The following is a 22,384-nucleotide window of genomic DNA, read 5'->3' as shown; positions in this document are numbered from 1 at the left end:
GCGACTCGTCTCGCGCCCGTGACTGCTGAGGACGTGTTGTGTTCGAGACCCTCTCCGACCGCCTGGACAAGGTCTTCACCGGCCTGCGTGGCAAGGGCCGGCTGACCGAAGCCGACATCGACGCCACCGCGCGCGAGATCCGCATCGCGCTGCTGGAGGCCGACGTCGCGCTCCCGGTGGTGCGGTCGTTCATCACCGCCGTCAAGGACCGGGCCCGCGGGGCCGACGTCTCCCAGGCGCTGAACCCCGCCCAGCAGGTCATCAAGATCGTCAACGAGGAGCTCATCGCCATCCTCGGCGGCGAGACCCGGCGCATCCGGCTGGCCAAGCAGTCGCCGACCGTGATCATGCTCGCCGGCCTCCAGGGCTCCGGCAAGACGACGCTCGCGGGCAAGCTCGGCCGCTGGCTGAAGAGCCAGGGCCACACGCCGCTGCTGGTGGCGGCCGACCTGCAGCGCCCCAACGCCGTGCAGCAGCTCTCCGTCGTCGCCGGCCAGGCCGGGGTCGACGTCTACGCGCCCGAGCCGGGCAACGGCATCGGCGACCCGGTCCGGGTGGCCGCCGACTCGATCGAGCACGCGCGCCGCACCATGCACGACGTCGTCGTCGTCGACACCGCCGGACGGCTCGGCATCGACGCGGAACTGATGGCGCAGGCCGCGTCGATCCGCGACGCCGTGCGGCCCGACGAGACGCTGTTCGTCGTCGACGCGATGATCGGCCAGGACGCGGTCACGACGGCCACCGCCTTCCAGGAGGGCGTCGGTTTCTCCGGCGTCGTCCTCACCAAGCTCGACGGCGACGCCCGCGGTGGCGCCGCGCTCTCGGTGCGGTACGTGACCGGCCAGCCGATCATGTTCGCGTCCACCGGCGAGAAGCTCAGCGACTTCGACGTCTTCCACCCCGAGCGCATGGCCTCGCGCATCCTCGGCATGGGCGACGTCCTCACGCTCATCGAGCAGGCCGAGAAGACCTTCGACGCCGAGCAGGCCGAGCGGATGGCCGGCAAGCTGGCCAGCCGCGAGGGCTTCACCCTCGAGGACTTCCTCGAGCAGATGATGGCGATCCGCAAGATGGGCCCGATCGCCAACCTGCTCGGCATGCTCCCGGGCGCCGGGCAGATGAAGGAGCAGCTCAAGCAGATCGACGACCGCGACCTCGACCGGACGGCCGCGATCATCCGCTCGATGACGCCGACCGAGCGGGTCAACTCGAAGATCATCAACGCCTCGCGGCGGGTCCGGATCGCCAACGGCTCCGGCGTGAGCGTCACCGACGTCAACCAGCTGCTGGAGCGCTTCGCGCAGGCCCAGAAGATGATGGGCCAGATGGCCGGCAGCATGGGTCTGCCCGGCATGGGCCCGATGTCCAAGAAGGCCCGCGGCCGGCAGATGCAGGCGCAGTCGAAGAAGGGCAAGAAGGGCAAGGGGAAGGGCAAGGGCGGCCCCGCCCGCCGCCCGACGGGCGCGCCCGGCCTGCCCCCCGGTGCAGGCTTCCCCGGCGGCGGCTTCCCCGGTGGCGGCCTGCCGGGCGGGATGCCCGGGCTGCCGCCCGGTCAGGCGCTGCCGGACCTCTCGAAGCTGAACTTCGACCAGTTCAAGGACGAGCGGCCGGGCCGGTGACCGCTGCGGCGGGGGAGTCGCTGCACCTGGCGGGGGTGGTGCTGCCCGAGGGCGAGCACCGCGACGTCTGGGTGCGGGCCGGGCGGTTCACGTTCGAGCCGGTACCCGGCGCGGAGACGGTCAGCCGGGGCGGCTGGCTGGTCCCGGGGCTGGTCGACGCGCACTGCCACGTGGGGGTCGGGCCCGGTGGGGCGCACGTCGACGACCCTGCCGACCTCCGGCAGCAGGCGCTCGACGACCGGGCGGTCGGGGTGCTGGCGCTGCGCGACTGCGGCTCCCCGGTGGACACCCGCTTCCTGGACGACCAACCCGACCTCCCGCGGATCATCCGGGCGGGCCAGCACATCGGTGCGCCGCGGCGCTACATCCCGGGCATGGCGGTCGAGGTGGAGCCGCCCGACCTGGCCGCCGAGGTGCGGGTGCAGGCCCGCCGCGGCGACGGCTGGGTGAAGCTGGTCGGCGACTGGATCGACCGCGGCCGCGGCGATCTGGCTCCCGAGTTCCCCGACGACGCACTGGCCGCCGCCATCGCGGCCGCCCACGACGAGGGCGCCCGGGTCACGGCGCACACGTTCGGCACGGATGCGCTCCCCGGGCTGATCCGCGCCGGCATCGACTGCATCGAGCACGGCACCGGGCTCACCGAGGAGCTCATCGGCGAGATGGCCGCCCGGGGCACCGCCGTCGTCCCCACGCTGATCAACGTGGAGAACTTCCCGGCGTTCGCGGCCGCCGGCGAGCAGAAGTTCCCCGCCTACGCGAGCACGATGCGGCGGCTGTACGCCCAGGCCGGCGCGGTGGTGCGGGCCGCGTTCGACGCCGGGGTGCCGGTGTACGCGGGCACGGATGCCGGCGGGGGCGTCGCGCACGGGTCGATCGCCGCGGAGGTCCGGGCGCTGCACGCGGCGGGCCTGCCCGCCGAGGCGGCGCTGGCTGCGGCGTCGTGGTCGGCGCGGACCTGGCTCGGGCTGGGCGGCATCGAGGAGGGTGCGCCCGCGGACCTGGTCGTCTACGACGCCGACCCGCGCGCGGACCTCGACGTCCTGCAGCGGCCCCAGCGGATGATCCTGCGCGGGCGAGTGGTGGGTTAGGCCGGGGGGCCGAGATCCAGGGTGACCGTGGTCCCGCGCGGCGACGTGTCGATCCGCATCGACCCGCCCGAGGACTCGGCCGTGCGGCGGGCGATGTCGAGGCCGAGGCCGGTGGAGCCGCCGCCGCTTCGGCCGCGCTCGACGGCGTCCTCCGGCATGCCCGGCCCCTCGTCGGACACGGCGATGGACGCACCGCCGCCGTCCCGCGCGCGGACGTCGACGAGCATCCCGGTGCCTTCCGGCGTGTGGGCGAAGACGTTGCCGAGCAGGGCGTCGACCGCCGCGGTCAGGTCGGCCGCCGGCACGCGGACCGGCAGCGGGGTCGCCTGCCACTCGATCTGCAGGTTCCTGCCCTCGTCGGCGGCCAGCGCGGTCCAGAACTCGGCCCGCTCCACGACGACGGCGGTCGCGTCGCACTCCGCGCCCACGCCCTCGCGGACGGGACGGCGCGCCTCGTTGATCACCTCGTCGATCCCTCGGCTCAGCGCGTCGACGTCGTCCATCAGGCGGTCGCGGTCACCGGGCGGCAGGCCCTCCACGTCCAGCCGCAGGGCGGTCAGCGGCGTCCGGAGCCGGTGGGCGAGATCGGCCGCACCCTCGCGCTCGGCGGCCAGCAGCTCGCCGATCCGCCGGGCCAGCTGGTTGACCGCAGTGCCCACCTCGCGCACCTCCCGCGGTCCGGCGGGCTGCACCCGGGCCGAGAGGTCGCCGGCGCCCAGGCGGTGCGCCGTGTTCGCCAGCTCGGTCACCGGCCGGGTCAGCGACCGGGCCAGCCGGTCGGCGACGAGCAGGGCCAGGAGCAGCAGGACGAGGCCGAGCCCGCCGAGCACCAGCCAGGTCCGGGTCACGCCGGCCCGCAGCACCTCGGACGGCACGAAGACCTCGATCAGCGCGGTGTCGCCCTCCCGGCGGACCGGCTGGAGCAGCAGGATGCCCGCGTCGGACCGGATCTCCTCCGCGCTGGCCGGCACCTCGATGTCGGGCTGCTGCGGGTCGCCCAGCCACGTCCCGTCGGCCAGGCGGACGCCGGTGCGCAGGTCGTTCGACGTGCCGATGAGGCTGGCGGCCACCTGCTCCGGATCGTCGAGGCCGACCGACGGGGTGAGGAACTGCAGCTGCGCCTGCGCCGCGTCCAGGGCGCGTGCCTCGGCGACCCGGGCGACCAGCGACGCCGCCGGCAGCAGGAACGCCAGCAGCACGATCGAGGTCGTCGCGGCCACCAGCAGCGTGATGCGGCGCCTCACGGCTCGGGCTCGGCCAGCCGGACCCCCACGCCGCGCACCGTCTGCAGCAGCCGGGGTTCCGCGGCGGTCTCGCCGAGCTTGCGGCGCAGCCAGGACAGGTGGACGTCGACGGTCTTGTCCGAGCCGCCGTACGGCAGCTGCCACACCTCGGCGAGCAGTTCGCGCTTGGTGACGACGGTGCCGGCGCGCGCGGCCAGGTAGGCCAGCAGGTCGAACTCCTTGGGGGAGAGGTCCACCGGCCGGCCGGACTGTGTCACCCGGCGGCTGCGCGGGTCCACGCTCAGCTCGCCGACGGTGACCGCCGCCGAGGCGGCGTCGGCGCCACCGGCCGCGCGGCGGAGGACGGCCCGGATGCGCGCCTCGAGCTGGCCGGCCTGGAAGGGCTTGAGCACATAGTCGTCGGCGCCGGAGTCGAGGGCCTGCACCACGCTGTCGTCGTCGTCCCTGGCCGTGGCGATGATGACCGGCACGGCGGAGACCGCGCGGAGCATGCGCAGCATCTCCCGGCCGTCCAGGTCGGGCAGGCCCAGGTCGAGGACGACGAGGTCGGGACGGTCCTCGACCGCCTGCCGCAGCCCCTCCAGGGCCGTGCCCGCGGAGCTGACGGCGTGGCCCCGCTCGCGCAGGGCCCGGATGAGCGCCGTGCGGATGCGCTCGTCGTCCTCGACGACCAGGAGCTGGGCCACGCCGCGACGCTAACCGCGCGAGCGGTCCCCGCGAAGGACCCGAGCCGGGTCTTGACCCCGTCTTGAGGTCCCCTTAACCCGGCCGAGGGCACGCTGCGCCCCATGAAGCGAACCCTCGCACTCGGAGCCGTCTGGATCGCCTCGGCCGCCGCGGCCGTCGGGCTGGGCTTCCTCGCGATCTCCCTCGTCGACGCGTCCGCCTCCCCGGGCACCACGGGCGTCGCCGCCTCGGCCACCGTGACGCCGCCCGGTGTGACGCCCACGGCGACGCCGTCCGCCGGCTCGGCCACCGGGGAGCACGCCACCGAGGCGGGCACGGTCTTCGCCAACTGCACCGGTGGGCAGCCCGTCCTCGCCGGGGCGCCGGCGGCCGGCTGGTGGATCGACGACTCCGACGACCCCGGCGAGGTCGAGTTCGAGAACGGCACGCAGAAGCTCGAGGTGCACGTCGTCTGCGGTCCCGGGGGTCCGCAGTTCTCGGTCGAGGGCCCGCGCGCCGACGACGGCGGTGGTCGTGGCGGGGACGACGACGGCATCGAGGTCACGCCCGGCCCGACGACGTCGCCCGGGTCAACGGACGACGACGTCGATGACGACTCGTCCGGTCGCGACGGCGGCGGCCACGGCTCCGACGACTGACCAGCCCATCCAGAGGCGCAGGCGCGCTCAGGGCAGCGCAAGGGGGCACCTGATCGCGGTGTTGGCCGGTAGGCCGACAATGTCATCGTGCTGTTGCGGATGTCGACCCTGTTCCTCCGGACCCTGCGTGACGACCCGGCCGACGCCGAGGTCCCCAGTCACCGGTTGCTCGTGCGTGCCGGCTACATCCGGCGGGCCGCCCCGGGCGGCTTCACGTGGCTGCCGCTGGGCTACCGGGTCTTCCGCAACGTGGAGCGCGTCGTCCGCGAGGAGATGGACGCGATGGGCGCCCAGGAGGTGCACTTCCCGGCGCTGCTGCCCCGCGAGCCCTACGAGGCGACCGGCCGGTGGACCGAGTACGGCGACAACCTGTTCCGCCTGAAGGACCGCCGCGGCGTGGACCACCTGCTCGGCCCCACGCACGAGGAGATGTTCACGCTCCTGGTGAAGGACCTGTACTCGTCGTACAAGGACCTGCCGCTCTCGCTGTACCAGATCCAGACCAAGTACCGGGACGAGGCGCGGCCCCGCGCGGGCCTGCTGCGCGGCCGCGAGTTCACGATGAAGGACAGCTACTCCTTCGACGTCGACGACGCCGGGCTGGACCGCAGCTACGCCGCGCACCGCGAGGCCTACATCAAGATCTTCGACCGCCTGGGCCTGGACTACGTGATCGTCTCGGCCATGTCGGGCGCCATGGGCGGCTCCAAGAGCGAGGAGTTCCTGCACCCGACCCCGATCGGCGAGGACACCTTCGTCCGCTCGCCGGGCGGGTACACGGCCAACGTCGAAGCCGTGACCACCGTCGTCCCCGACGAGATCCCGTTCGACGGGCTGCCGGCCGCCCATGTCGAGGACACCCCCGACACCCCGACCATCGACACGCTGGTCGCCGTCGCCCAGCAGCTGTTCCCCGAGGCCGGGTACACCGCCGCGTCGACGCTGAAGAACGTCGTCGTCACCCTCGTGCACCCCGACGGCACGCGCGAGCCGCTGGTCATCGGGCTCCCTGGCGACCGCGAGGTCGACGCCAAGCGGCTCGAGGCGCAGGTCGCCCCGGCCGAGGTGGCGCCCTTCGACGACTTCGCGAAGCACCCGCTGCTGGTCAAGGGCTACATCGGCCCGCAGGTGCTCGGCAGCACCAACGAGGCGAAGATCCGCTACCTGGTCGATCCGCGGGTCGTGGCCGGCACCCGCTGGATCACCGGCGCCAACGAGCCCGGCAAGCACGTGTTCGACCTGGTGGCGGGGCGGGACTTCACCTGGGACGGCGTCATCGAGGCCGCCGAGGTGCTCCCCGGCGACCCCGCGCCCGACGGCTCCGGTCCGCTGGAGCTGGCGCGCGGTGTGGAGATGGGGCACATCTTCCAGCTCGGCCGCAAGTACGCCGAGGCCCTCGACCTGAAGGTCCTGGACGAGAACGGCAAGCTGGTCACGGTGACCATGGGCTCCTACGGCGTCGGGGTGTCCCGGGCCGTGGCGGCGATCGCCGAGTCGACCCACGACGAGCTGGGCCTGGTGTGGCCCCGCGCCGTCGCCCCCGCCGACGTCCACGTCGTCGCCACCGGCAAGGACCCCGCGATCTTCGAGGCCGCGGAGGCGCTGTCGCAGGAGCTCGTCACGGCCGGTCTGACCGTCCTGTACGACGACCGCCCGAAGGTCTCGCCCGGGGTGAAGTTCAAGGACGCCGAGCTGCTCGGGATGCCGACCATCGTGACCGTCGGGCGCGGCCTGGCCGAGGGCACGATCGAGGTGCGCGACCGGGCGACGGGCGAGCGCGAGGAGGTCCCGGTCGCCGAGGCCGCCGCCGCGGTGCTCACGGCCGTCCGGGGCTGAACCCGGCGGCCCGCCTCCCGGCTGACCCGCTCGATGCATGGTGGACTCGGGCGGTGCCCCATGACATCGACGAGCAGTTGGCGCTCACCGCGCAGGTGGTCGAGCAGAACCTGACCGTGGGCGACCACGTCGACCGGCCGAGGCAGATCGACCACCTCGCGGCGTTCCGCTCCCGCGCGGCCGCGCGAGCCGCCGCCGCCGACCTCGAGGTCGCCGGCTACCGGATCGACTCCGTGCGTCGTCGGCTCCTGACGGTGTGGCTGGAGTTCAGCGCCGTGACCCCGGTCGACCACGAGCACGCGGCCGCTTTCACCCGGGAGGTCATCGGCATCCTGGACCGCCACCAGGGGGTCTACGACGGGTGGGGCGGGTTCGTGGTGACCGGTGATCCCGAGGCGGCTCCCGGGGTCTGATCCCGCGGTGACGGCGTCCTCGCGCCTTCTGGCACAATGAGCGGTCGAACACGGCTCCGACGGCCCTCTCACCGTCGCTGACCGTGTCCCTGGCTCCGCCCCGGCGTACCCCCACACGTCGCTCCGGCGAGCAAACGACATACGCGTTCGAGGAGTACACCACCCACCGTGGCAACGAAGATCAAGCTCATGCGCCTGGGCAAGATGCGCGCGCCGTACTACCGCATCGTCGTGGCCGACGCCCGCACCAAGCGGGACGGCCGCTCGATCGAGACGATCGGCAAGTACCACCCGAAGGAGGAGCCGTCCTTCATCGAGGTCGACTCCGAGCGGGCGCAGTACTGGCTGGGCGTCGGCGCGCAGCCGACCGAGGCCGTCGCCGCCATCCTCCGGGTGACCGGTGACTGGCAGAAGTTCAAGGGCGAGGCCGCGCCGCCGCCCATGAAGGTCGCCGCGCCGAAGCCGGACAAGAAGGCCATCTACGAGGAGGCCGTCCGCAACGCCATGGGCGAGGAGCCGGCTGCCGGCGCCACCACCGCGAAGAAGAAGGCCGCCCCCAAGAAGGCTGCTGCCGAGGCCCCGGCCGAGGCTCCTGCCGAGGAGGCCCCGGCTGCCGAGGCTCCCGCCGAGGAGACCCCGGCCCCCGCCGAGACGCCCGCCGAGTAAGACGTGCTCGAAGACGCGCTCGAGCACCTGGTCAAGGGCATCGTCGACCATCCCGAGGACGTGACGGTCGACCTGCTCACCAACCGCCGCGGAAAGACCCTCGAGATCCGGGTCCACCCCGACGACCTCGGCAAGGTCATCGGCCGGGGCGGTCGTACCGCCAAGGCCCTGCGTCAGGTGATGACCGGCGTCGGCGGCCGCGGCCTGCGGGTCGACGTCGTCGACACCGACGGGCGTTGAGCACCAGCACGCCCCGCAACTCCTCCACCGACACCGTGGTGGTCGGCCGCATCGGCCGGCCCCACGGTGTCCGTGGTGAGGTGACCGTCGAGGTGCGCACCGACGACCCCGACCTGCGGTTCGTCCCCGGTGCCGTGCTCGCCACCGACCCGGCGTCCCGGGGGCCCCTCACGATCGCCGGCGTGCACTGGCACAGCGGCACCCTGCTGCTCCGGATCGAGGGCGTGACGGACCGCACCGCGGCCGAGGAGCTGCGCAACACCGAGCTCGTGGTCGCCGTCGAGGACCTGCCCGAGATCGACGACCCGGACTCGTTCTACGACCACCAGCTGGTGGGCCTGGCCGCGCGGCACGCCGACGGCAGCGTGCTGGGCGAGGTGACCGCGGTCCGGCACGAGGCCCAGGACCTGCTGGTCGTGCGCCGCCCAGACGGCGGTGAGGCGCTCGTCCCGTTCGTCGCGGCCATCGTGCCCACCGTCGATGTCGCGGGCGGTTTCCTCGTGGTCGACCCGCCCGAGGGTCTGCTGGACCTCTGATGTCCTTCCGCATCGACGTCATCACGATCTTCCCCGAGTACCTCGCCCCGCTGCGCCAGTCGCTGCTGGGCAAGGCGGTCGAGCGGGGCCTGGTCGAGGTGGGCGTCCACGACCTGCGGCAGTGGACCGACGACGTCCACCGCACGGTCGACGACGCCCCCTACGGCGGTGGCGCCGGCATGGTCATGAAGCCCGAGCCGTGGGGGCAGGCCCTGGACGCCGTCCGGCCCGCGGGCACGCGCCTCGTCGTCCCGACCCCGGCGGGGGAGCCGTTCACGCAGCGCATGGCCGCGGCGTGGGCCGCCGAGCCGGGGCTGGTCTTCGCCTGCGGCCGGTACGAGGGCATCGACCAGCGGGTGGCCGACTGGGCCGCCGACGCGGGGCCGGTGTCGGAGGTCTCGATCGGCGACTACGTGCTCGCCGGCGGGGAGTCCGCTGTCCTGGTGATGGTCGAGGCGGTGACCCGGCTGCTGCCCGGCGTCGTCGGCAACCGGGAGTCGGTGGAGTACGACTCGCACGCCGACGGCCTGCTCGAGGGGCCCTCCTACACCCGGCCGGCGACCTGGCGCGGCCACGAGGTGCCGCCGGTGCTGCTGTCGGGCGACCACGCCGCGATCGCCCGCTGGCGGCGCGCGGAGTCGCTGCGGCGCACCGCGTCCCGTCGTCCCGACCTGCTCGCCGCGCTGCCGGCCGACGCGCTCACCGACGCCGAGAGAGATGTGCTCGGCGATGCCTGATCGGCCGATCGTCCGGCCCGCGGCCCGCGTGCTCGTGCTCGACCCCGACGGGCGGGTGCTCCTGCTCGGCTCCCGGCTCGTCGATTCCGGGAAGCCGCCGGGTGACGTCCAGTTCTGGTACACGCCCGGCGGGGGAGTGGAGGACGGCGAGAGCCTGCGGGCTGCCGCCGTCCGCGAGCTGGCTGAGGAGATCGGGTTGGTCGTGGAGCCCAACCGGCTGGAAGGCCCGGTCTGGTTCCGCCGGCACGTCTGGACGTTCGCCGGGACCTCGCTCGACTCCCGGGAGACGTTCTTCGTGCTGCGCGACGTCGTGCACGAGGTGGCGCCTGTGGCGCTGACCGAGCTCGAGCTGCTGGCCGACGAACCGCACCGCTGGTGGGCGCTGGACGAGCTGACCGGCGGCGAGCAGCTCGTGCCCGCCGAGCTGCCGGGCCTGCTCCCGGAGCTGCTGTGCGGGCCATGGTCGGGGCCGCCGCGCATCGTCGACTGACGATGTGGCACAGTAGAGAGCTGCTGCAGACCGTCGGCGTGGGTCGACGGTGGCTCCGACGAGGTGCCGCAGCCACAGATTCGGACGGCCGGGTTTTCCGCTGTCTGCACCGAATGAGCCACTGCTAGGACTGAGGACTGCCGAGATGAACACCCTGGACGCGCTCGACGCCGACTCGTTGCGGAACGACATCCCCGAGTTCCGCCCCGGCGACTCCGTGAAGGTCCACGTGCGCGTGGTCGAGGGCAACCGCTCGCGCATCCAGGTCTTCCAGGGCGTCGTCATCCGCCGGCAGGGCGGTGGCATCCGCGAGACCTTCACCGTCCGCAAGGTGAGCTTCGGCGTGGGCGTCGAGCGCACCTTCCCGGTGCACACCCCGGTCGTCGAGAAGATCGAGGTCGTCACCCGCGGTGACGTCCGCCGCGCCAAGCTGTACTACCTCCGCGAGCTGCGCGGCAAGGCCGCCAAGATCAAGGAGAAGCGCGAGCCGATCGCTCGCTGACACGTCCGCGGCGCCGGTTCGGACCGGCGTGACCACGGCGGGTCTCCCGCGCCGTACGCTGCTCTCGATGAGCAACGATCGGCCCGGGGGGCCCGCCGAGGTCGTTCCGGAGGACCGTGAGCCCAGCGAGGGCGCGCGCAGCACGCGGGACGGCGCCGCCGCGTCGACCCCCGCCGAGGGAGCCCGCCGCGGCCGGCGGCGCGCGCACCGACCCAAGAAGGGGTCGCTGCTGCGCGAGCTGCCGGTCCTGCTGCTCGTGGCCTTCGTCCTCGCGCTGATCGTCAAGACGTTCTTCGTGCAGGCCTTCTTCATCCCGTCGGGATCCATGGAGCAGACGCTGCACGGCTGCCCGGGCTGCACCGGTGACCGCGTGCTCGTCAACAAGATCCCGTACTGGTTCGGCGAGCCCGAGCCCGGTGACATCGTGGTGTTCAAGGGGCCCGACACCTGGACTCCCGAGGTCACGGTCGACGAGCCCTCCAACTGGTTCACCGGTGCGCTGCTCTGGCTGGGCCGCACCGTGGGGGTCGCGCCGCCGAGCGAGGACGACTTCGTCAAGCGGGTCATCGCGACCGAGGGCCAGACCGTCCAGTGCTGCGATGCCGAGGGGCGGGTCACCGTTGACGGAGAGCCGCTCGACGAGCCCTACATCTTCGAGAACACGCCCATCGAGCAGCGCGCGTTCGATGCGGTGACGGTTCCCGAGGGCCGGCTGTGGGTGATGGGGGATCACCGCTCCGCCTCGGCCGACTCCAAGCAGCACATGGGTGACCGCTACGCCGGCACCATCGCCGTCGACGACGTCATCGGCAAAGCGGCGCTGATCGTGTGGCCGATCAGCCGGTTCGGCACCCTCGATTCACCCGACATCCAGGGCGTCGAGGCGGCGGCAGCAGGCGTCGTCGGTTCGGTGGCGCCGTTGGCGATAGGCCTCGCCGGGGCCGTGCCGGTGGCGCTGTGGCGCCGCGAACGCCGCACCGGCTGACCATTCCACGGGCGTCCTACCTGGACTTTCTCGACATCTTGTTACTCGTGTGACACCGGTGGACCAATCGGGGACACACTGATAACAGCGGAAAAATGTCCAGGAAAGTATTCAAGTAACCGTTTCACCCTTCCGATGGAGCAATTGCACGTTCCCGGAGTCGAAACGGAGTCAGTTGTGTCTGCACCCATGGCGAGCACCGCCCGCGGAGTCACCCGCGTGCTCCTCCTCGCCGACGCCCCCGTGCTGCGCCGCGGTCTGGTCAGCATGATCAACGAGACCGCCGGCATGCAGTCGGTGGGCACGCCCGGCGAGCTGCGCCGCGCTCTCACGCTGGCCGAGTCGGCCCGGCCCGATGCGGTCGTCGTCGAGCTCGGCTCCGGCCGCGCCGCGACCCTCAACGCCTGCCGCGACCTGCGGCGCCGCTTCCCCCGTGTCGCGATCGTCGCGCTGGCCACGTCCGAGGACCCGGCCGTCGTCAACGAGGCGCTGGCCGCGGGTGTCGCCGGCTACCTCATGATCAACACCTCGCCGACCCTGCTGGGCTGGGCCATCCTGGCCGCCCGCGCCGGGCGCACCGTCGTCGACCCGCAGATCCGCCGGGTCGAGCCGTCGGCCACCCCCGCAGCCAAGCCCTTCACGCCCGAGGTCCCGCTCACGCGGCGGGAGCAGGACGTGCTGGACGAGCTGCTGCAGGGGCAGTCGAACCGGCAGATCGGCCGCAATCTGTTCATCAGCGAGGACACCGTGAAGTCCCACGTCAAGGCCATCCTGCGCAAGCTGGGTGCCCGCGACCGGGCGCACGCCGTCTCGCTGGTGCTGTCCTCGCGCAGCCCGCAGTGCACCTGCGGCGCGCACAGCCTGTCCTCGGCGGAGATCGGCTCCTCCGAGGTCTGACCCGGCTCCGCCCTCCAGCTCCGGCACATCGGGCCGGTCCCCGTACGGGGGCCGGCCCGTCGTGCGTTCCCGGTCCGGTGTCCCGCCGCGGCGGTGTCCGCACGCCGTCGTAGTGTCGGTGCGCGATGGCTGCCCGACCGACCCACACCCGCGCCGCCCCGGCTGCGCGGACCCGCCGCACGATCGTCGACGACGACCGTCCCGACGCGCTCTGGGACATGGAGCGATCGCTGCGCCGACGGGGTTTCAGCGCCGTCGCCGGGGCCGATGAGGCGGGCCGGGGTGCCTGCGCGGGGCCCCTGGTGGCCGCCGCCTGCGTGCTGCCGGTCGGCCGCCGGGGCCGCGTCCCCGGGCTGGCCGATTCCAAGCTGCTCACCGCCGCCGCGCGCGAGCGCGTCTACGCGGACGTGGTCGAGCGGGCCGTCGCCTGGTCGGTCGTCGTCATCCCGGTCGAGGAGCTCGACGCCCGCGGCATGCACGTGACCAACATCGAGGCGCTGCGCCGGGCGGTCTCGACCCTCGACCCCGCCCCCGACTACGTGCTCACCGACGGGTTCCCGGTGTCCGGTCTCGCCCAGCCCGGCCTCGCCGTCTGGAAGGGCGACCGGGTGGCCGCCTGCGTCGCCGCGGCCTCGGTGCTGGCCAAGGTGACCCGGGACCGGATCATGCAGGGCCTGCACGAGCGGTGGCCCGAGTACGACTTCGCCGGCCACAAGGGCTACATCACCGACGTGCACAGCGCGGCGCTCGAGCGGCACGGCCCCTGCCCGGAGCACCGGATGCGCTTCGTCAACGTGCGCAGCGCCCGGGATGCGCACGCCGCGCGAGGCCTCCATGTCACCGAGGTGCCCGGCATGGTCGATGATGGGGTCATGTCCCCCTCGCTGAGCCCCGTGCCCGGAGAGCTTCTGCCCGGAGAGCTTCGATGAGCACCGAGGACCTCGAGAAGTACGAGACCGAGATGGAGCTGCAGCTCTATCGCGAGTACCGGGACATCGTCCGGCAGTTCACCTACGTGGTCGAGACCGAGCGGCGCTTCTACCTGGCCAACTCCGTCGACCTGCAGGTGCGCGAGGCCGGCGGCGAGGTCTACTTCGAGCTCAAGCTCTCCGACGCCTGGGTGTGGGACATGTACCGCCCGGCGCGCTTCGTCCGGAACGTGCGCGTGCTGACGTTCAAGGACGTCAACGTCGAGGAGCTCGACAAGCCCGATCTCGAGCTGCCGGACAACCCGCGGATCACCTGAGCGGCTCCTCGCCGGCCTGCACGCGTTCGATGTTGCTGACGTCGAAGACCTCCGCAGCGGAGACGACGGTGACCCGGCCCCCGGCCAGCGGCTTCATGGTCAACCAGCCGGCGGGGGAGAAGCGCACCAGCGCGTCGATCGGCGGGCGGCTGCTGGCCGCCGCCGACCGCAGGCGGACGCTGGCCTGATAGGTGTCGTGGTCGTTCACCTGGACGACGGTCTCCACGTACATCCTCGGCACGGTAGCCCCGCCGGGCGGGCGCACCGTCCACAGCCACGGCGTCCGTCCACAGAACGGCGTCACCGCTGTCCCCGCGCCCGCCGGGCCGCGATGGTCGATCCGTGCCCACCACCATCGAGCTCGGTGTCCACGGCGAGCGGATCGCCGCCGCCTACCTGACCCGCGCAGGCCTGCAGGTCCTCGACCGCAACTGGCGGTGCCGCGACGGCGAGCTCGACATCGTCGCCCGGGAGGGTTCCGCGCTCGTCTTCTGCGAGGTCAAGACGCGACGGGGCACTGGCTTCGGTCATCCGGTCGAGGCGGTGACGCCCACCAAGCAGCGGCGGCTGCGCACGCTGGCGCAGCGCTGGCTGGCCGCGCACGACGAGCACGCGCCCGATCTGCGGTTCGACGTCGTCGGGGTGCTCGTGCGCCCCTCCCGCCCGGCGCTGGTCACTCACCTGCGGGCGGCGTTCCAGTGACGCTCGCCCGCACCTGGTCGGTCGGCCTGGCCGGGGTCCAGGGCGCGATGGTCGAGGTCGAGGTCGACATGGCCGCAGGCCTGCCGGGTGTCGTGCTCGTGGGCCTGCCCGACGCCGTGGTGCGGCAGTCGGTGGACCGCGTGCGCGCCGCCGTGGCGAATGCCGGCGGGGAGTTCCCGAAGCGGCGGCTCACCATCGGCCTCTCGCCGGCGTCCATGCCCAAGCAGGGGAGCGGGTTCGACCTCGCCCTGGCGGCCGGTGTCCTGGCCGCGGCCGGCACCGTGCCGGCGGCCGCGGTCGACCGGCTGGTGCTCCTCGGTGAGCTCGGGCTCGACGGCTCGGTCCGGGCCATCCGGGGTGTGCTCCCCGCGGTGCTGGCGGCCGCCCGGGCCGGGCATCGGCACGTGGTCGTGCCCGCGGCGAACGCGGCGGAGGCGGCGCTGGTCGAGCGCATCGAGGTGCTCCCCGTCGGCACGCTCTCCGACCTGGTGGAGCACCTCTCCGGGCGGCGCAGGTTGACCCGGCACGTCCGCGGCCCCCTGCCGGAGCCGGCGCCCCCGCCCGACCTGGGCGACGTCGTCGGCCAGGCGGCGGGCCGGCGGGCACTGGAGGTGGCGGCCGCCGGCGGCCACCACCTGTTCATGACCGGCCCGCCCGGCGCGGGCAAGACCATGCTCGCCGAGCGGCTGCCGGGGCTGCTGCCCCCGCTCGGCGACGAGGCGGCGCTCGAGGTGACCGCCATCCACTCCATCGCGGGCACGCTGCCGGCCGGTGCCCCGCTGGTCACCCTGCCCACCTTCGAGGCGCCGCACCACTCAGCCACGATGGCCGCACTCATCGGCGGGGGCTCCGGCCAGATCCGCCCGGGCGCGCTGTGTCGCGCCCACCGCGGCGTGCTGTTCCTCGACGAGGCCCCCGAGTTCCCGCGCGCGGTCCTCGACACGCTCCGCCAGCCCCTGGAGCGCGGGTCGGTGACCATCCAGCGGGCGGCCGGGTCGGCGACCTTCCCCTGCCGCGCGCTCCTGGTGCTGGCGGCCAACCCCTGCTCCTGTGCGAGCGCTGCCGGCGACACCGCCTGCATCTGCAGCCCTCTCGAACGACGCCGGTACCAGTCACGGCTGTCCGGCCCGCTGCTCGACCGCATCGACCTGCGGGTCACGCTGCCGCCGGTCACCCGGGCGGCGTGGCTCGACGGCCTCGACGATCCCGAGCCGACGGCCGTGGTTGCCGAGCGGGTCGCGACGGCCCGCCGGGCGGCGGCCGCTCGACTGGCCGGGACAGGGTTGTCGACGAACAGCCAGGTGCCCGGGCGGATGCTGCGCGAGCGGTTCGCCGTCCCGCGGGCGTCGCTCGGCCTCGTGGAACGTGCGCTCGAACGCGGCGCCCTGTCGGTCCGGGGCTTCGACCGCGTGCTGCGGGTGGCGTGGACGTTGAGCGACTTGGCCGGCCGAACCGTCCCCGGCTCCGACGAGGTCGCCGAGGCCCTCGGCATGCGGCTGCAGCGGGTGGCGGCATGAACCTCGCCGGCTCGATCGTCGAGTCCTCCGGTCTCCCTGGGGGCCGATGGGCGAGGATCACCAACCGTGAGCCGGACGTACAGTTGGGTCTACCTCGTCGCCTTCACCGTGTGGGTGTCGGGCTGGCTGACGGTCCTGGCGCTGTCCGATACGACCGGGACGGCCATCACGGTTGCGGTCGTCTGCGTCGCCTGTTCCAACACGGTCGTCTTCGCGGTGGCGTGGTTGCGGGTTCAGCGCGGGGAGGCCTGGGGCGAAGCGGCGGGAACCGTCGTGCCGATCATGACGGAGTTCGTGCTGATGCAACTCGGCCTGCGGCTCCCGGTCGCCGTGGCGAGCCTCCGCAGCGTCTGAGGTCATCGCACCTGCCCGACGACCTGCTGTCGTCGTACGGTCTCGCGCTGCCCGGCGGCCGGGTGGCCGAGGTCCTGGGCATGCGGCTGCAGCGGGTGGCGGCGTGAACCTCGACGACGACCTCGAGGACGCCGCCCGAGCGGGTTCCTCGCAGCCGGTCCACCCGGGCCTCCGGCGGGCCAGGGCCTGGCTCAGCCGCGCGGTGGAGCCCGGGGTGGTCGACTTCTGGCGCTTCGTCGACCGGCACGGCCCCGTCGACGCCGCCCGCCTGATCCGGTCGGGCGCGGCGCCGCCCCGGATCCTGCGCCTCGTCGGCGCCCGCGCACAGCGCGACGAGACCCTGGCCGACCTGCGCCGGGCCGAGCGCTGCGATGCCAGGCTGCTCGTGCCCGAGGACGACGAGTGGCCGGCGTTCCCGCTGCACGCGCTCACGGTGGCGACGGCCGAGGAGCCCGACGACCCGAAGCAGCAGTCGGAGCGGACGCTGGCCCCCGTCCCACCGCTGGCCCTCTGGGTCCGAGGCCCGGGCCGGCTCGACGTCCTGGCCGACCGGTCGGTGGCGATCGTCGGTTCGCGGGCCTCGACCGCCTACGGCGAGCACGTCGCCGGCGAGCTCGGCTTCCGGCTCGCCGAGCGGGGCTGGACCGTCGTGTCGGGTGGTGCGTACGGCATCGACGCCGCAGCTCACCGCGGGGCGCTGGCCGCCGACGGGCCGACCGTGGCGGTGCTCGCGTGCGGCGTCGACCGTCCCTACCCCGCGGGCAACGGCGCCCTGCTGCACCGGATCGCCGAGGGCGGGCTCGTCGTCAGCGAGTGGCCGCCGGGCGCCGCCCCGCACCAGCACCGCTTCCTCGTCCGCAACCGCCTCATCGCCGGTCTGACCCGCGGCACCGTGGTGGTCGAGGCCGCCGCACGCTCGGGTGCGACGGCCACCGCCAACCGGGCCCGCAAGCTGGGGAAGCAGGTGATGGCCGTTCCCGGGCCGGTGACCTCGGCGATGTCGGTGGGCTGTCACGAACTCCTGCGCGGGACCGACGAGAAGTCGGGGGCACACCTGGTCACCTCGGCGGCGCACGTGCTGGAGGTGGTCGGCCGGCTCGGCGACGACCTGGCCGACACGCTCGAGCGGCCGTCCAACCCGCGGGACGGGCTGTCCGACGTGGCCATCCGGGTGCTCGACGCCTGCCCGGTCCGGCTCGGGGTCGGCCCGGAGCGGCTGGCCACCGTCGCCGGGTGCGAGGTCCTCGACGTCCTGAAGGTGTTGCCGGCCCTGGAGCTGGCCGAGCTGGTGCAGTGGACCGGCGAGGGGTGGCGGCTCGCACCGCCACCGAAGGGGGCAGGGAGGGGCTGATGCGCGGCGCGGCGGCTTGACGCCGGACGGGCGGCATCGGACGGTGCGCGGGTGGTCGCCGGAACAGCAGACGTGCGTGCGGCGCTGCCGGCACCCCTCGCCGAGGCGCTGGCCGGCTACGAGGAGCATCTGCTGGCCCAGCGGGACCTTTCCGCCCACACCGTCCGCGGATACGTCACCGACGTGGTGATGCTCTTGGACCACCTGGCTCGTCGCGGTGGCGGTCAGGTCCACGACCTCGACCTGGCGACCCTGCGCAGCTGGCTGGCCCAGGGGCGCACCCGCGGCCACAGCCGGGCCACGACCGCCCGCCACGCGGCCGCCGCTCGGTCCTTCACCGGCTGGCTGCGCCGCTCCGGGCTCACCCCGGACGACGTGGGTCAGCGGCTGGTCAGCCCGAAGGCCCACCGGACCCTGCCCGACGTCCTCGCCCCGGATCAGGCGCGCGCCGTCGTCGAGTCGGCTGCCGGCGCCGAGGAGCCGGCCGGGCTGCGCGACGCCGTCGTCCTCGAACTGCTCTACGCCAGCGGCATCCGGGTCAGCGAACTCGTCGGTCTCGACGTCGATGACGTCGACCGTTCCCGCCGGCTGCTGCGCGTGCTCGGCAAGGGCCGCAAGGAGCGCAGCGTGCCCTACGGCGTCCCGGCGGAGCAGGCGATCGACGCGTGGCTCACCCGCGGCCGCCCTGCCCTGGCCGGGCCCGATTCCGGTCCGGCGCTGCTGCTCGGGGTCCGGGGGCACCGCCTCGACGCGCGGGAGGCGCGCCGGGTCGTGCACCGGGCCGTGGCCGCGGCTCCCGGCGCCCCCGACATCGGACCGCACGGGCTGCGCCATTCGGCGGCGACGCACGTCCTGGAGGGCGGCGCGGACCTCCGGTCGGTCCAGGAGTTGCTGGGTCACGCTAGCCTCGCGACGACCCAGATCTACACGCACGTGACGGTCGAGCGGCTCCGTGCGGTCCACGCGCAAGCGCATCCCCGGGCCTGAGAGGACGGCTGAGTGTCTGAGGCGACCATCTACGAGCTCGACGAATCCGGGGACGACGCCGACGCGCTGCTGGCCCAGCTCTGGACCGACTACGTGGCCGGCCGTGATCCCGGCCTCCGCGACCGGCTGATCCTGCACTACGCGCCGCTGGTGAAGTACGTCGCCGGCCGCGTCGGCAGCGGTCTTCCGGCGCACGTCGAGCAGGCCGACCTGGTGTCCTACGGGACGTTCGGGTTGATCGACGCGATCACGCGGTACGAGCCCACCCGTGAGGTGAAGTTCGAGAGCTACGCGATGGCCCGCATCCGCGGCGCGATCATCGACGAGCTCCGCAACACCGACTGGATCCCGCGGTCGGTGCGCATGAAGGCCCGGCAGTTCGAGCGGGCCGTCGCCGAGCTCGAGGCCAGGCTCCAGCGCACGCCGAGCGACGAAGAGGTCGCCGACCACATGGAGATGGACGTCGAGGAGGTGCGCAAGTTCCTCGGCCAGCTGTCGCTGGTCAACGTCGTGGCCCTCGACGAGCTGCTCACCGACGACGACGGCGGCGGCTCCCCGCGGCTGGGCGACACGTTGCAGGACTCGACCGCGCTCGACCCGCAGGCGATGGCCGAGCACGGCGAGGCCCGCCAGCTCCTGGCCCGCGCCGTCGAGCAGCTGCCCGAGCGGGAGAAGGTGGTGGTCAGCCTCTACTACTTCGAGGGTCTGACGCTGGCCGACATCGGCCGGGTGCTCGGCGTCACCGAGAGCCGGATCTGCCAGCTGCACACCAAGGCCGTCCTCCACCTGCGCACCAAGCTCGCCGACATCGCCTGAGCAGGTTCGGGGGAGAGCCTGGCGTCATGAACGGTGGTCGGGCCGGCCCAGCTCGTAGGCGGCCCGACCGGCGGCGGTGAGCGCCACCGGTGTCCCGTCGCGCCGCTCCACGCGAAGGTCGAGGTCGGCGACCGAGCAGTTCACCACCCGGTGCATCGACCCGTCGGGGTTCGCGTAGTCCCACTCCACGAAGGCCTCCGGCGGAGCCGCGACCGACGCCGTCACGGTGGCCCCGGCGCCGGGCACGCGGACGACGCACCGGTCGTCGGTCGCCGTGACCGCGACGCGCCGGCCCAGCCCGCCCAGCCGGATCCGCTCGCCGTCGAGGCTGAGCACCCCGTTGGCGACCCAGGGCGTGGTCACCGGGCCCACCCGGATCCGGCCGACCGCTAGGTCCAGCCACGTGTCCGTCCCACGGTCGGCGAAGCCCAGCCCGTGCAGCCAGATCCACTGCTCGGCGTGCTGCTCGCCCCAGTTGTGCCCGACCATCCCGGGCCACCCGGCGATGTCCACGGTCTCGCCGTCGATCTCGAGGGTGCCGTCGAAGACCGTCGTCGGGAGCGGCGACAGCAGCTTCGTGCGCGGCAGCCTGGCCGTGTACATCCACGGCTTGGGCAGGTGGCGCAGCGGCTCGGCGCCGCCGGTGAACCGCAGGGACCAGCGGGCCGCACACTCCGCCGACCGGGCTTCCCCGACGACACCGTCCGGGCCGAACACGTTCTCGCCGAACCGGATCCAGGCGTCGTTCCCGGATGCCGGCGGGCCGGCGTCGATGCGGACAGCCCGGGGGTGGGGCACCGAGCGGTCGAACCAGGTGCACCACAGCTGGCCGGTCGGCGTGCCGCCCGGAGGGACGGACACCGTGTAGCGGATCCACAGCCCGCGCGGCTCGGTGGGGTGGACCGCCCGCAGGTACCAGCTCTCGTAGTGACCACGGCCGGCACGCAACCGGGGCCAGCGGGCGGTCGTCGCGTCGTCGTCCGGCATGGCCGGAGGCTAGTGGGACGCCGGCCAGCGGGCGAGGCCCAGGTCAGGGCCGTGGCGGTGGGCCCCGGCCGCGCGGGACCGACCTGCCCATCGGCAGCAGACGGACCCGCGGCGGTCGCAGGAGCGCGAGAGGGTCGAGGTAGGTCTCGCCACGGCGCAGGCCCCAGTGCAGGCAGGCGGCGGCCATGCAGCTGGGATGGCCGGCGAGCAGGGTGCCGATGGGGGAGCCCCGCGTCACCTGCTGGCCCGCCGCGACCGACGGGTCCACCGGCTCGTACGTCGTCCGCAGGCCATCGGCGTGGTCGATGCTGACGACCGGCCGCCCGGCCACCATCCCGGCGAAGACGACGACGCCGTCGCCGGCCGCGAGCACCGCCGCCCCCGGGGCGCCGGCGAGGTCCACGCCGCGGTGCCCCGGACCGTAGGGCGACGAGGGCGCGTCGAAGGCCCGGGTCACGGTGGGTTCGCCGACCGGTGAGGCCCACAGCGCGACCGCCGGCGGTGGGCCGGACGGCTCGGCCGTCGCCGGGGCCGGGACGGTCAGGAACAGGACCGAGAGGACGACGAGAACCGCGACGCGCATGCCCGGGACACTGGGGGAGAGGACCGGTCGGTGGGGCGGCCGGCCGTGATCTGTGGATGCCCGGACCGCTGGGGAAAACCCGCTCCGCACCTCGCGTATGCTGTCCGGTGCGGCCCGTTCCGACGGGTCGACTTCGCGCGTCCTCCTCCCGCCAACGCGGGGCAGTCGCCACCTCGGTCCCGACGGGCAACCGCCGGGTGCGTGGCGCCGCTCGGACGCCAGGGCGGTGCACCACCCCGGTCACCGCGACAACCGAACAGCGCGCCCCCAGGGGCGCGCGCAGAACGAGAGAGGCTGCAATGGCAGTCGTCAGCATGAAGCAGCTGCTCGACAGCGGCGTCCACTTCGGGCACCAGACCCGTCGCTGGAACCCGAAGATGAAGCGCTTCATCTTCACCGAGCGCAACGGCATCTACATCATCGACCTGCAGCAGACGCTCGGGTACATCGACAACGCCTACGAGTTCGTCAAGCAGACGGTCGCCCACGGTGGCTCGATCCTCTTCGTCGGCACCAAGCGCCAGGCGCAGGAAGTCGTCGCCGAGCAGGCCCAGCGGGTCGGCATGCCCTATGTCAACCAGCGCTGGCTGGGCGGCATGCTCACCAACTTCCAGACCGTGCACAAGCGCCTCCAGCGGCTCAAGGAGCTCGAGGACATGGAGCAGACCGGCGTGCTGGTCAGCCTGTCCAAGAAGGAGCAGCTGGTCCTGTCCCGCGAGAAGGCCAAGCTCGAGCGCAGCCTGGGCGGTATCCGCGACATGCAGAAGGTGCCCAGCGCCATCTGGATCGTGGACACCAAGAAGGAGCACATCGCCGTCGGCGAGGCGCGCAAGCTGAACATCCCGGTCGTCGCGATCCTCGACACCAACTGCGACCCCGACGAGGTCGACTACAAGATCCCGGGCAACGACGACGCGATCCGCAGCATCACGGTGCTGACCCGCGTCATCGCCGACGCGGTCGCCGAGGGCCTCATGGCCCGTTCGGCGTCGCAGGCCAACGCCGGCCGTGCGGACGGCGCCGAGCCGGTCATCGGCGGCGACGAGCCGCTGGCCGACTGGGAGCGCGAGCTGCTGACCGGTGGCGCCGGGAACGTCGAGGCCCCGGCCGCCGAGGCGCCGGCCGCGGAGACCCCGGCCGCGGAGACCCCGGCCGCGGAGACCCCGGCCGCGGAGACCCCGGCCGAGCCCGCCGCGGGCGAGACCCCGGCCCAGGCCTGATCCGCCGGCGCCGTCCCCGCCCGAGCCGGTTGGGGAC

27 protein-coding genes are annotated in these 22,384 nt (G+C 73.6%); 22 read left to right on the top strand and 5 right to left on the bottom strand.

Annotated features, from left to right (window positions below; all coding sequences use genetic code 11):
* Positions 1–38: 38 nt before the first annotated feature.
* Both ffh and ABD644_RS15270 read left to right on the top strand, forming a co-directional pair.
* Positions 39–1,622: a signal recognition particle protein gene (gene ffh, locus ABD644_RS15275; protein ID WP_344689808.1), complete on the top strand. Its 1,584-nt coding sequence runs from the start codon at positions 39–41 to the stop codon at positions 1,620–1,622.
* On the top strand, positions 1,619–2,713 hold the full coding sequence (locus tag ABD644_RS15270; protein WP_344689807.1) for an amidohydrolase family protein: 1,095 nt from the start codon (positions 1,619–1,621) through the stop codon (positions 2,711–2,713). The genes ffh and ABD644_RS15270 overlap by 4 nt, the downstream gene beginning before the upstream one ends.
* On the opposite strand, the gene ABD644_RS15265 is transcribed toward ABD644_RS15270, so the two are convergent.
* Both ABD644_RS15265 and ABD644_RS15260 read right to left on the bottom strand, forming a co-directional pair.
* The gene (locus tag ABD644_RS15265) at positions 2,710–3,957 is read right to left on the bottom strand and encodes a sensor histidine kinase (protein ID WP_344689805.1); all 1,248 of its coding nucleotides are present in this window, start codon (positions 3,955–3,957) and stop codon (positions 2,710–2,712) included. The genes ABD644_RS15270 and ABD644_RS15265 overlap by 4 nt on opposite strands.
* Entirely contained in the window at positions 3,954–4,643 is a 690-nt protein-coding gene (locus tag ABD644_RS15260; protein WP_344689804.1) for a response regulator transcription factor, read from the bottom strand. Before ABD644_RS15260 ends, ABD644_RS15265 begins: the two co-directional genes overlap by 4 nt.
* A 102-nt stretch (positions 4,644–4,745) precedes the next feature.
* Between ABD644_RS15260 and ABD644_RS15255 the strand changes: the two genes are divergently transcribed.
* The 13 genes from ABD644_RS15255 to ABD644_RS15195 all read left to right on the top strand — a co-directional run bounded on the left by ABD644_RS15255 (position 4,746) and on the right by ABD644_RS15195 (position 13,830).
* The gene (locus tag ABD644_RS15255; RefSeq protein WP_344689803.1) at positions 4,746–5,282 is read left to right on the top strand and encodes a hypothetical protein; all 537 of its coding nucleotides are present in this window, start codon (positions 4,746–4,748) and stop codon (positions 5,280–5,282) included.
* An 87-nt stretch (positions 5,283–5,369) separates the two neighbouring features.
* Positions 5,370–7,118: a proline--tRNA ligase gene (locus tag ABD644_RS15250; protein ID WP_344689802.1), complete on the top strand. Its 1,749-nt coding sequence runs from the start codon at positions 5,370–5,372 to the stop codon at positions 7,116–7,118.
* Between the two features lie 53 nt (positions 7,119–7,171).
* A complete protein-coding gene (locus tag ABD644_RS15245) occupies positions 7,172–7,531 on the top strand; it encodes a ribonuclease E inhibitor RraB (RefSeq protein ID WP_344689801.1) in 360 nt (119 codons plus the stop codon).
* 168 nt (positions 7,532–7,699) lie between these two features.
* A complete protein-coding gene (gene rpsP, locus ABD644_RS15240; protein WP_344689800.1) occupies positions 7,700–8,197 on the top strand; it encodes a 30S ribosomal protein S16 in 498 nt (165 codons plus the stop codon).
* A 3-nt stretch (positions 8,198–8,200) separates the two neighbouring features.
* Positions 8,201–8,437, top strand: a complete 237-nt coding sequence (locus tag ABD644_RS15235) for an RNA-binding protein (RefSeq protein WP_089336030.1) — start codon at positions 8,201–8,203, stop codon at positions 8,435–8,437.
* Complete coding sequence (rimM, locus tag ABD644_RS15230) at positions 8,434–8,973, top strand: ribosome maturation factor RimM (RefSeq protein ID WP_344689798.1); 540 nt, start codon at positions 8,434–8,436, stop codon at positions 8,971–8,973. The genes ABD644_RS15235 and rimM overlap by 4 nt, the downstream gene beginning before the upstream one ends.
* Positions 8,973–9,710 carry a tRNA (guanosine(37)-N1)-methyltransferase TrmD gene (gene trmD, locus ABD644_RS15225; protein WP_344689797.1) on the top strand — a complete coding sequence of 246 codons (738 nt, stop codon included), beginning with the start codon at positions 8,973–8,975 and terminating at the stop codon, positions 9,708–9,710. The genes rimM and trmD overlap by 1 nt, the downstream gene beginning before the upstream one ends.
* The gene (locus ABD644_RS15220; RefSeq protein WP_344689796.1) at positions 9,703–10,200 is read left to right on the top strand and encodes an NUDIX hydrolase; all 498 of its coding nucleotides are present in this window, start codon (positions 9,703–9,705) and stop codon (positions 10,198–10,200) included. The genes trmD and ABD644_RS15220 overlap by 8 nt, the downstream gene beginning before the upstream one ends.
* A 145-nt stretch (positions 10,201–10,345) precedes the next feature.
* Positions 10,346–10,702, top strand: a complete 357-nt coding sequence (gene rplS / locus ABD644_RS15215) for a 50S ribosomal protein L19 (RefSeq protein WP_344689795.1) — start codon at positions 10,346–10,348, stop codon at positions 10,700–10,702.
* Positions 10,703–10,769: 67 nt separating this feature from the next.
* Complete coding sequence (lepB, locus tag ABD644_RS15210) at positions 10,770–11,687, top strand: signal peptidase I (protein ID WP_344689794.1); 918 nt, start codon at positions 10,770–10,772, stop codon at positions 11,685–11,687.
* A gap of 177 nt (positions 11,688–11,864) precedes the next feature.
* Positions 11,865–12,584, top strand: a complete 720-nt coding sequence (locus ABD644_RS15205) for a LuxR C-terminal-related transcriptional regulator (RefSeq protein WP_344689793.1) — start codon at positions 11,865–11,867, stop codon at positions 12,582–12,584.
* Between the two features lie 125 nt (positions 12,585–12,709).
* Positions 12,710–13,513 carry a ribonuclease HII gene (locus ABD644_RS15200; protein ID WP_344689792.1) on the top strand — a complete coding sequence of 268 codons (804 nt, stop codon included), beginning with the start codon at positions 12,710–12,712 and terminating at the stop codon, positions 13,511–13,513.
* Complete coding sequence (locus ABD644_RS15195; protein WP_135099203.1) at positions 13,510–13,830, top strand: DUF2469 domain-containing protein; 321 nt, start codon at positions 13,510–13,512, stop codon at positions 13,828–13,830. The genes ABD644_RS15200 and ABD644_RS15195 overlap by 4 nt, the downstream gene beginning before the upstream one ends.
* On the opposite strand, the gene ABD644_RS15190 is transcribed toward ABD644_RS15195, so the two are convergent.
* Entirely contained in the window at positions 13,823–14,062 is a 240-nt protein-coding gene (locus ABD644_RS15190) for a hypothetical protein (RefSeq protein ID WP_344689790.1), read from the bottom strand. The two genes, ABD644_RS15195 and ABD644_RS15190, sit on opposite strands and share 8 nt — an antisense overlap.
* A gap of 110 nt (positions 14,063–14,172) precedes the next feature.
* Between ABD644_RS15190 and ABD644_RS15185 the strand changes: the two genes are divergently transcribed.
* From ABD644_RS15185 to whiG, 6 genes are all read left to right on the top strand, one after another.
* Positions 14,173–14,532: a YraN family protein gene (locus ABD644_RS15185; RefSeq protein WP_344689789.1), complete on the top strand. Its 360-nt coding sequence runs from the start codon at positions 14,173–14,175 to the stop codon at positions 14,530–14,532.
* Positions 14,529–16,049, top strand: coding sequence for a YifB family Mg chelatase-like AAA ATPase (locus ABD644_RS15180; protein ID WP_344689788.1), 1,521 nt, complete (start codon positions 14,529–14,531; stop codon positions 16,047–16,049). Before ABD644_RS15185 ends, ABD644_RS15180 begins: the two co-directional genes overlap by 4 nt.
* 66 nt (positions 16,050–16,115) lie before the next feature.
* Positions 16,116–16,403, top strand: a complete 288-nt coding sequence (locus ABD644_RS15175) for a hypothetical protein (RefSeq protein WP_344689786.1) — start codon at positions 16,116–16,118, stop codon at positions 16,401–16,403.
* 103 nt (positions 16,404–16,506) lie between these two features.
* Complete coding sequence (gene dprA / locus ABD644_RS15170; RefSeq protein WP_344689785.1) at positions 16,507–17,754, top strand: DNA-processing protein DprA; 1,248 nt, start codon at positions 16,507–16,509, stop codon at positions 17,752–17,754.
* A gap of 72 nt (positions 17,755–17,826) precedes the next feature.
* Positions 17,827–18,741 carry a tyrosine recombinase XerC gene (locus ABD644_RS15165; RefSeq protein ID WP_344689784.1) on the top strand — a complete coding sequence of 305 codons (915 nt, stop codon included), beginning with the start codon at positions 17,827–17,829 and terminating at the stop codon, positions 18,739–18,741.
* 12 nt (positions 18,742–18,753) lie between these two features.
* Entirely contained in the window at positions 18,754–19,557 is an 804-nt protein-coding gene (whiG, locus tag ABD644_RS15160; protein WP_344689783.1) for an RNA polymerase sigma factor WhiG, read from the top strand.
* Positions 19,558–19,581: 24 nt separating this feature from the next.
* Here the strand turns inward: whiG and ABD644_RS15155 are convergent, their stop codons facing one another.
* The gene (locus ABD644_RS15155) at positions 19,582–20,544 is read right to left on the bottom strand and encodes a hypothetical protein (RefSeq protein WP_344689782.1); all 963 of its coding nucleotides are present in this window, start codon (positions 20,542–20,544) and stop codon (positions 19,582–19,584) included.
* Positions 20,545–20,587: 43 nt separating this feature from the next.
* Entirely contained in the window at positions 20,588–21,127 is a 540-nt protein-coding gene (locus tag ABD644_RS15150) for a murein hydrolase activator EnvC family protein (protein ID WP_344689781.1), read from the bottom strand.
* Between the two features lie 299 nt (positions 21,128–21,426).
* On the opposite strand from ABD644_RS15150, the gene rpsB reads away from it, so the two are divergent.
* The gene (rpsB, locus tag ABD644_RS15145; RefSeq protein WP_344689780.1) at positions 21,427–22,347 is read left to right on the top strand and encodes a 30S ribosomal protein S2; all 921 of its coding nucleotides are present in this window, start codon (positions 21,427–21,429) and stop codon (positions 22,345–22,347) included.
* Positions 22,348–22,384 lie beyond the last annotated feature (37 nt).

Origin of the sequence: Blastococcus jejuensis, assembly GCF_039534705.1 — a bacterium.
In the GTDB taxonomy this organism is placed as follows: Bacteria; Actinomycetota; Actinomycetes; order Mycobacteriales; family Geodermatophilaceae; genus Blastococcus_B; species Blastococcus_B jejuensis.
This window is presented reverse-complemented; position numbering and strand designations above follow the sequence as displayed.

Coding starts and splice junctions, on each gene's coding strand:
- ABD644_RS15200 (WP_344689792.1), top strand. CDS start 12,710: ATGGCTGCCCGACCGACCCACACCCGCGCCGCCCCGGCTGCGCGGACC.
- rplS (WP_344689795.1), top strand. CDS start 10,346: ATGAACACCCTGGACGCGCTCGACGCCGACTCGTTGCGGAACGACATC.
- trmD (WP_344689797.1), top strand. CDS start 8,973: ATGTCCTTCCGCATCGACGTCATCACGATCTTCCCCGAGTACCTCGCC.
- ABD644_RS15255 (WP_344689803.1), top strand. CDS start 4,746: ATGAAGCGAACCCTCGCACTCGGAGCCGTCTGGATCGCCTCGGCCGCC.
- rpsB (WP_344689780.1), top strand. CDS start 21,427: ATGGCAGTCGTCAGCATGAAGCAGCTGCTCGACAGCGGCGTCCACTTC.
- ABD644_RS15195 (WP_135099203.1), top strand. CDS start 13,510: ATGAGCACCGAGGACCTCGAGAAGTACGAGACCGAGATGGAGCTGCAG.
- ABD644_RS15190 (WP_344689790.1), bottom strand. CDS start 14,062: ATGTACGTGGAGACCGTCGTCCAGGTGAACGACCACGACACCTATCAG.
- ABD644_RS15150 (WP_344689781.1), bottom strand. CDS start 21,127: ATGCGCGTCGCGGTTCTCGTCGTCCTCTCGGTCCTGTTCCTGACCGTC.
- ABD644_RS15220 (WP_344689796.1), top strand. CDS start 9,703: ATGCCTGATCGGCCGATCGTCCGGCCCGCGGCCCGCGTGCTCGTGCTC.
- ABD644_RS15155 (WP_344689782.1), bottom strand. CDS start 20,544: ATGCCGGACGACGACGCGACGACCGCCCGCTGGCCCCGGTTGCGTGCC.
- lepB (WP_344689794.1), top strand. CDS start 10,770: ATGAGCAACGATCGGCCCGGGGGGCCCGCCGAGGTCGTTCCGGAGGAC.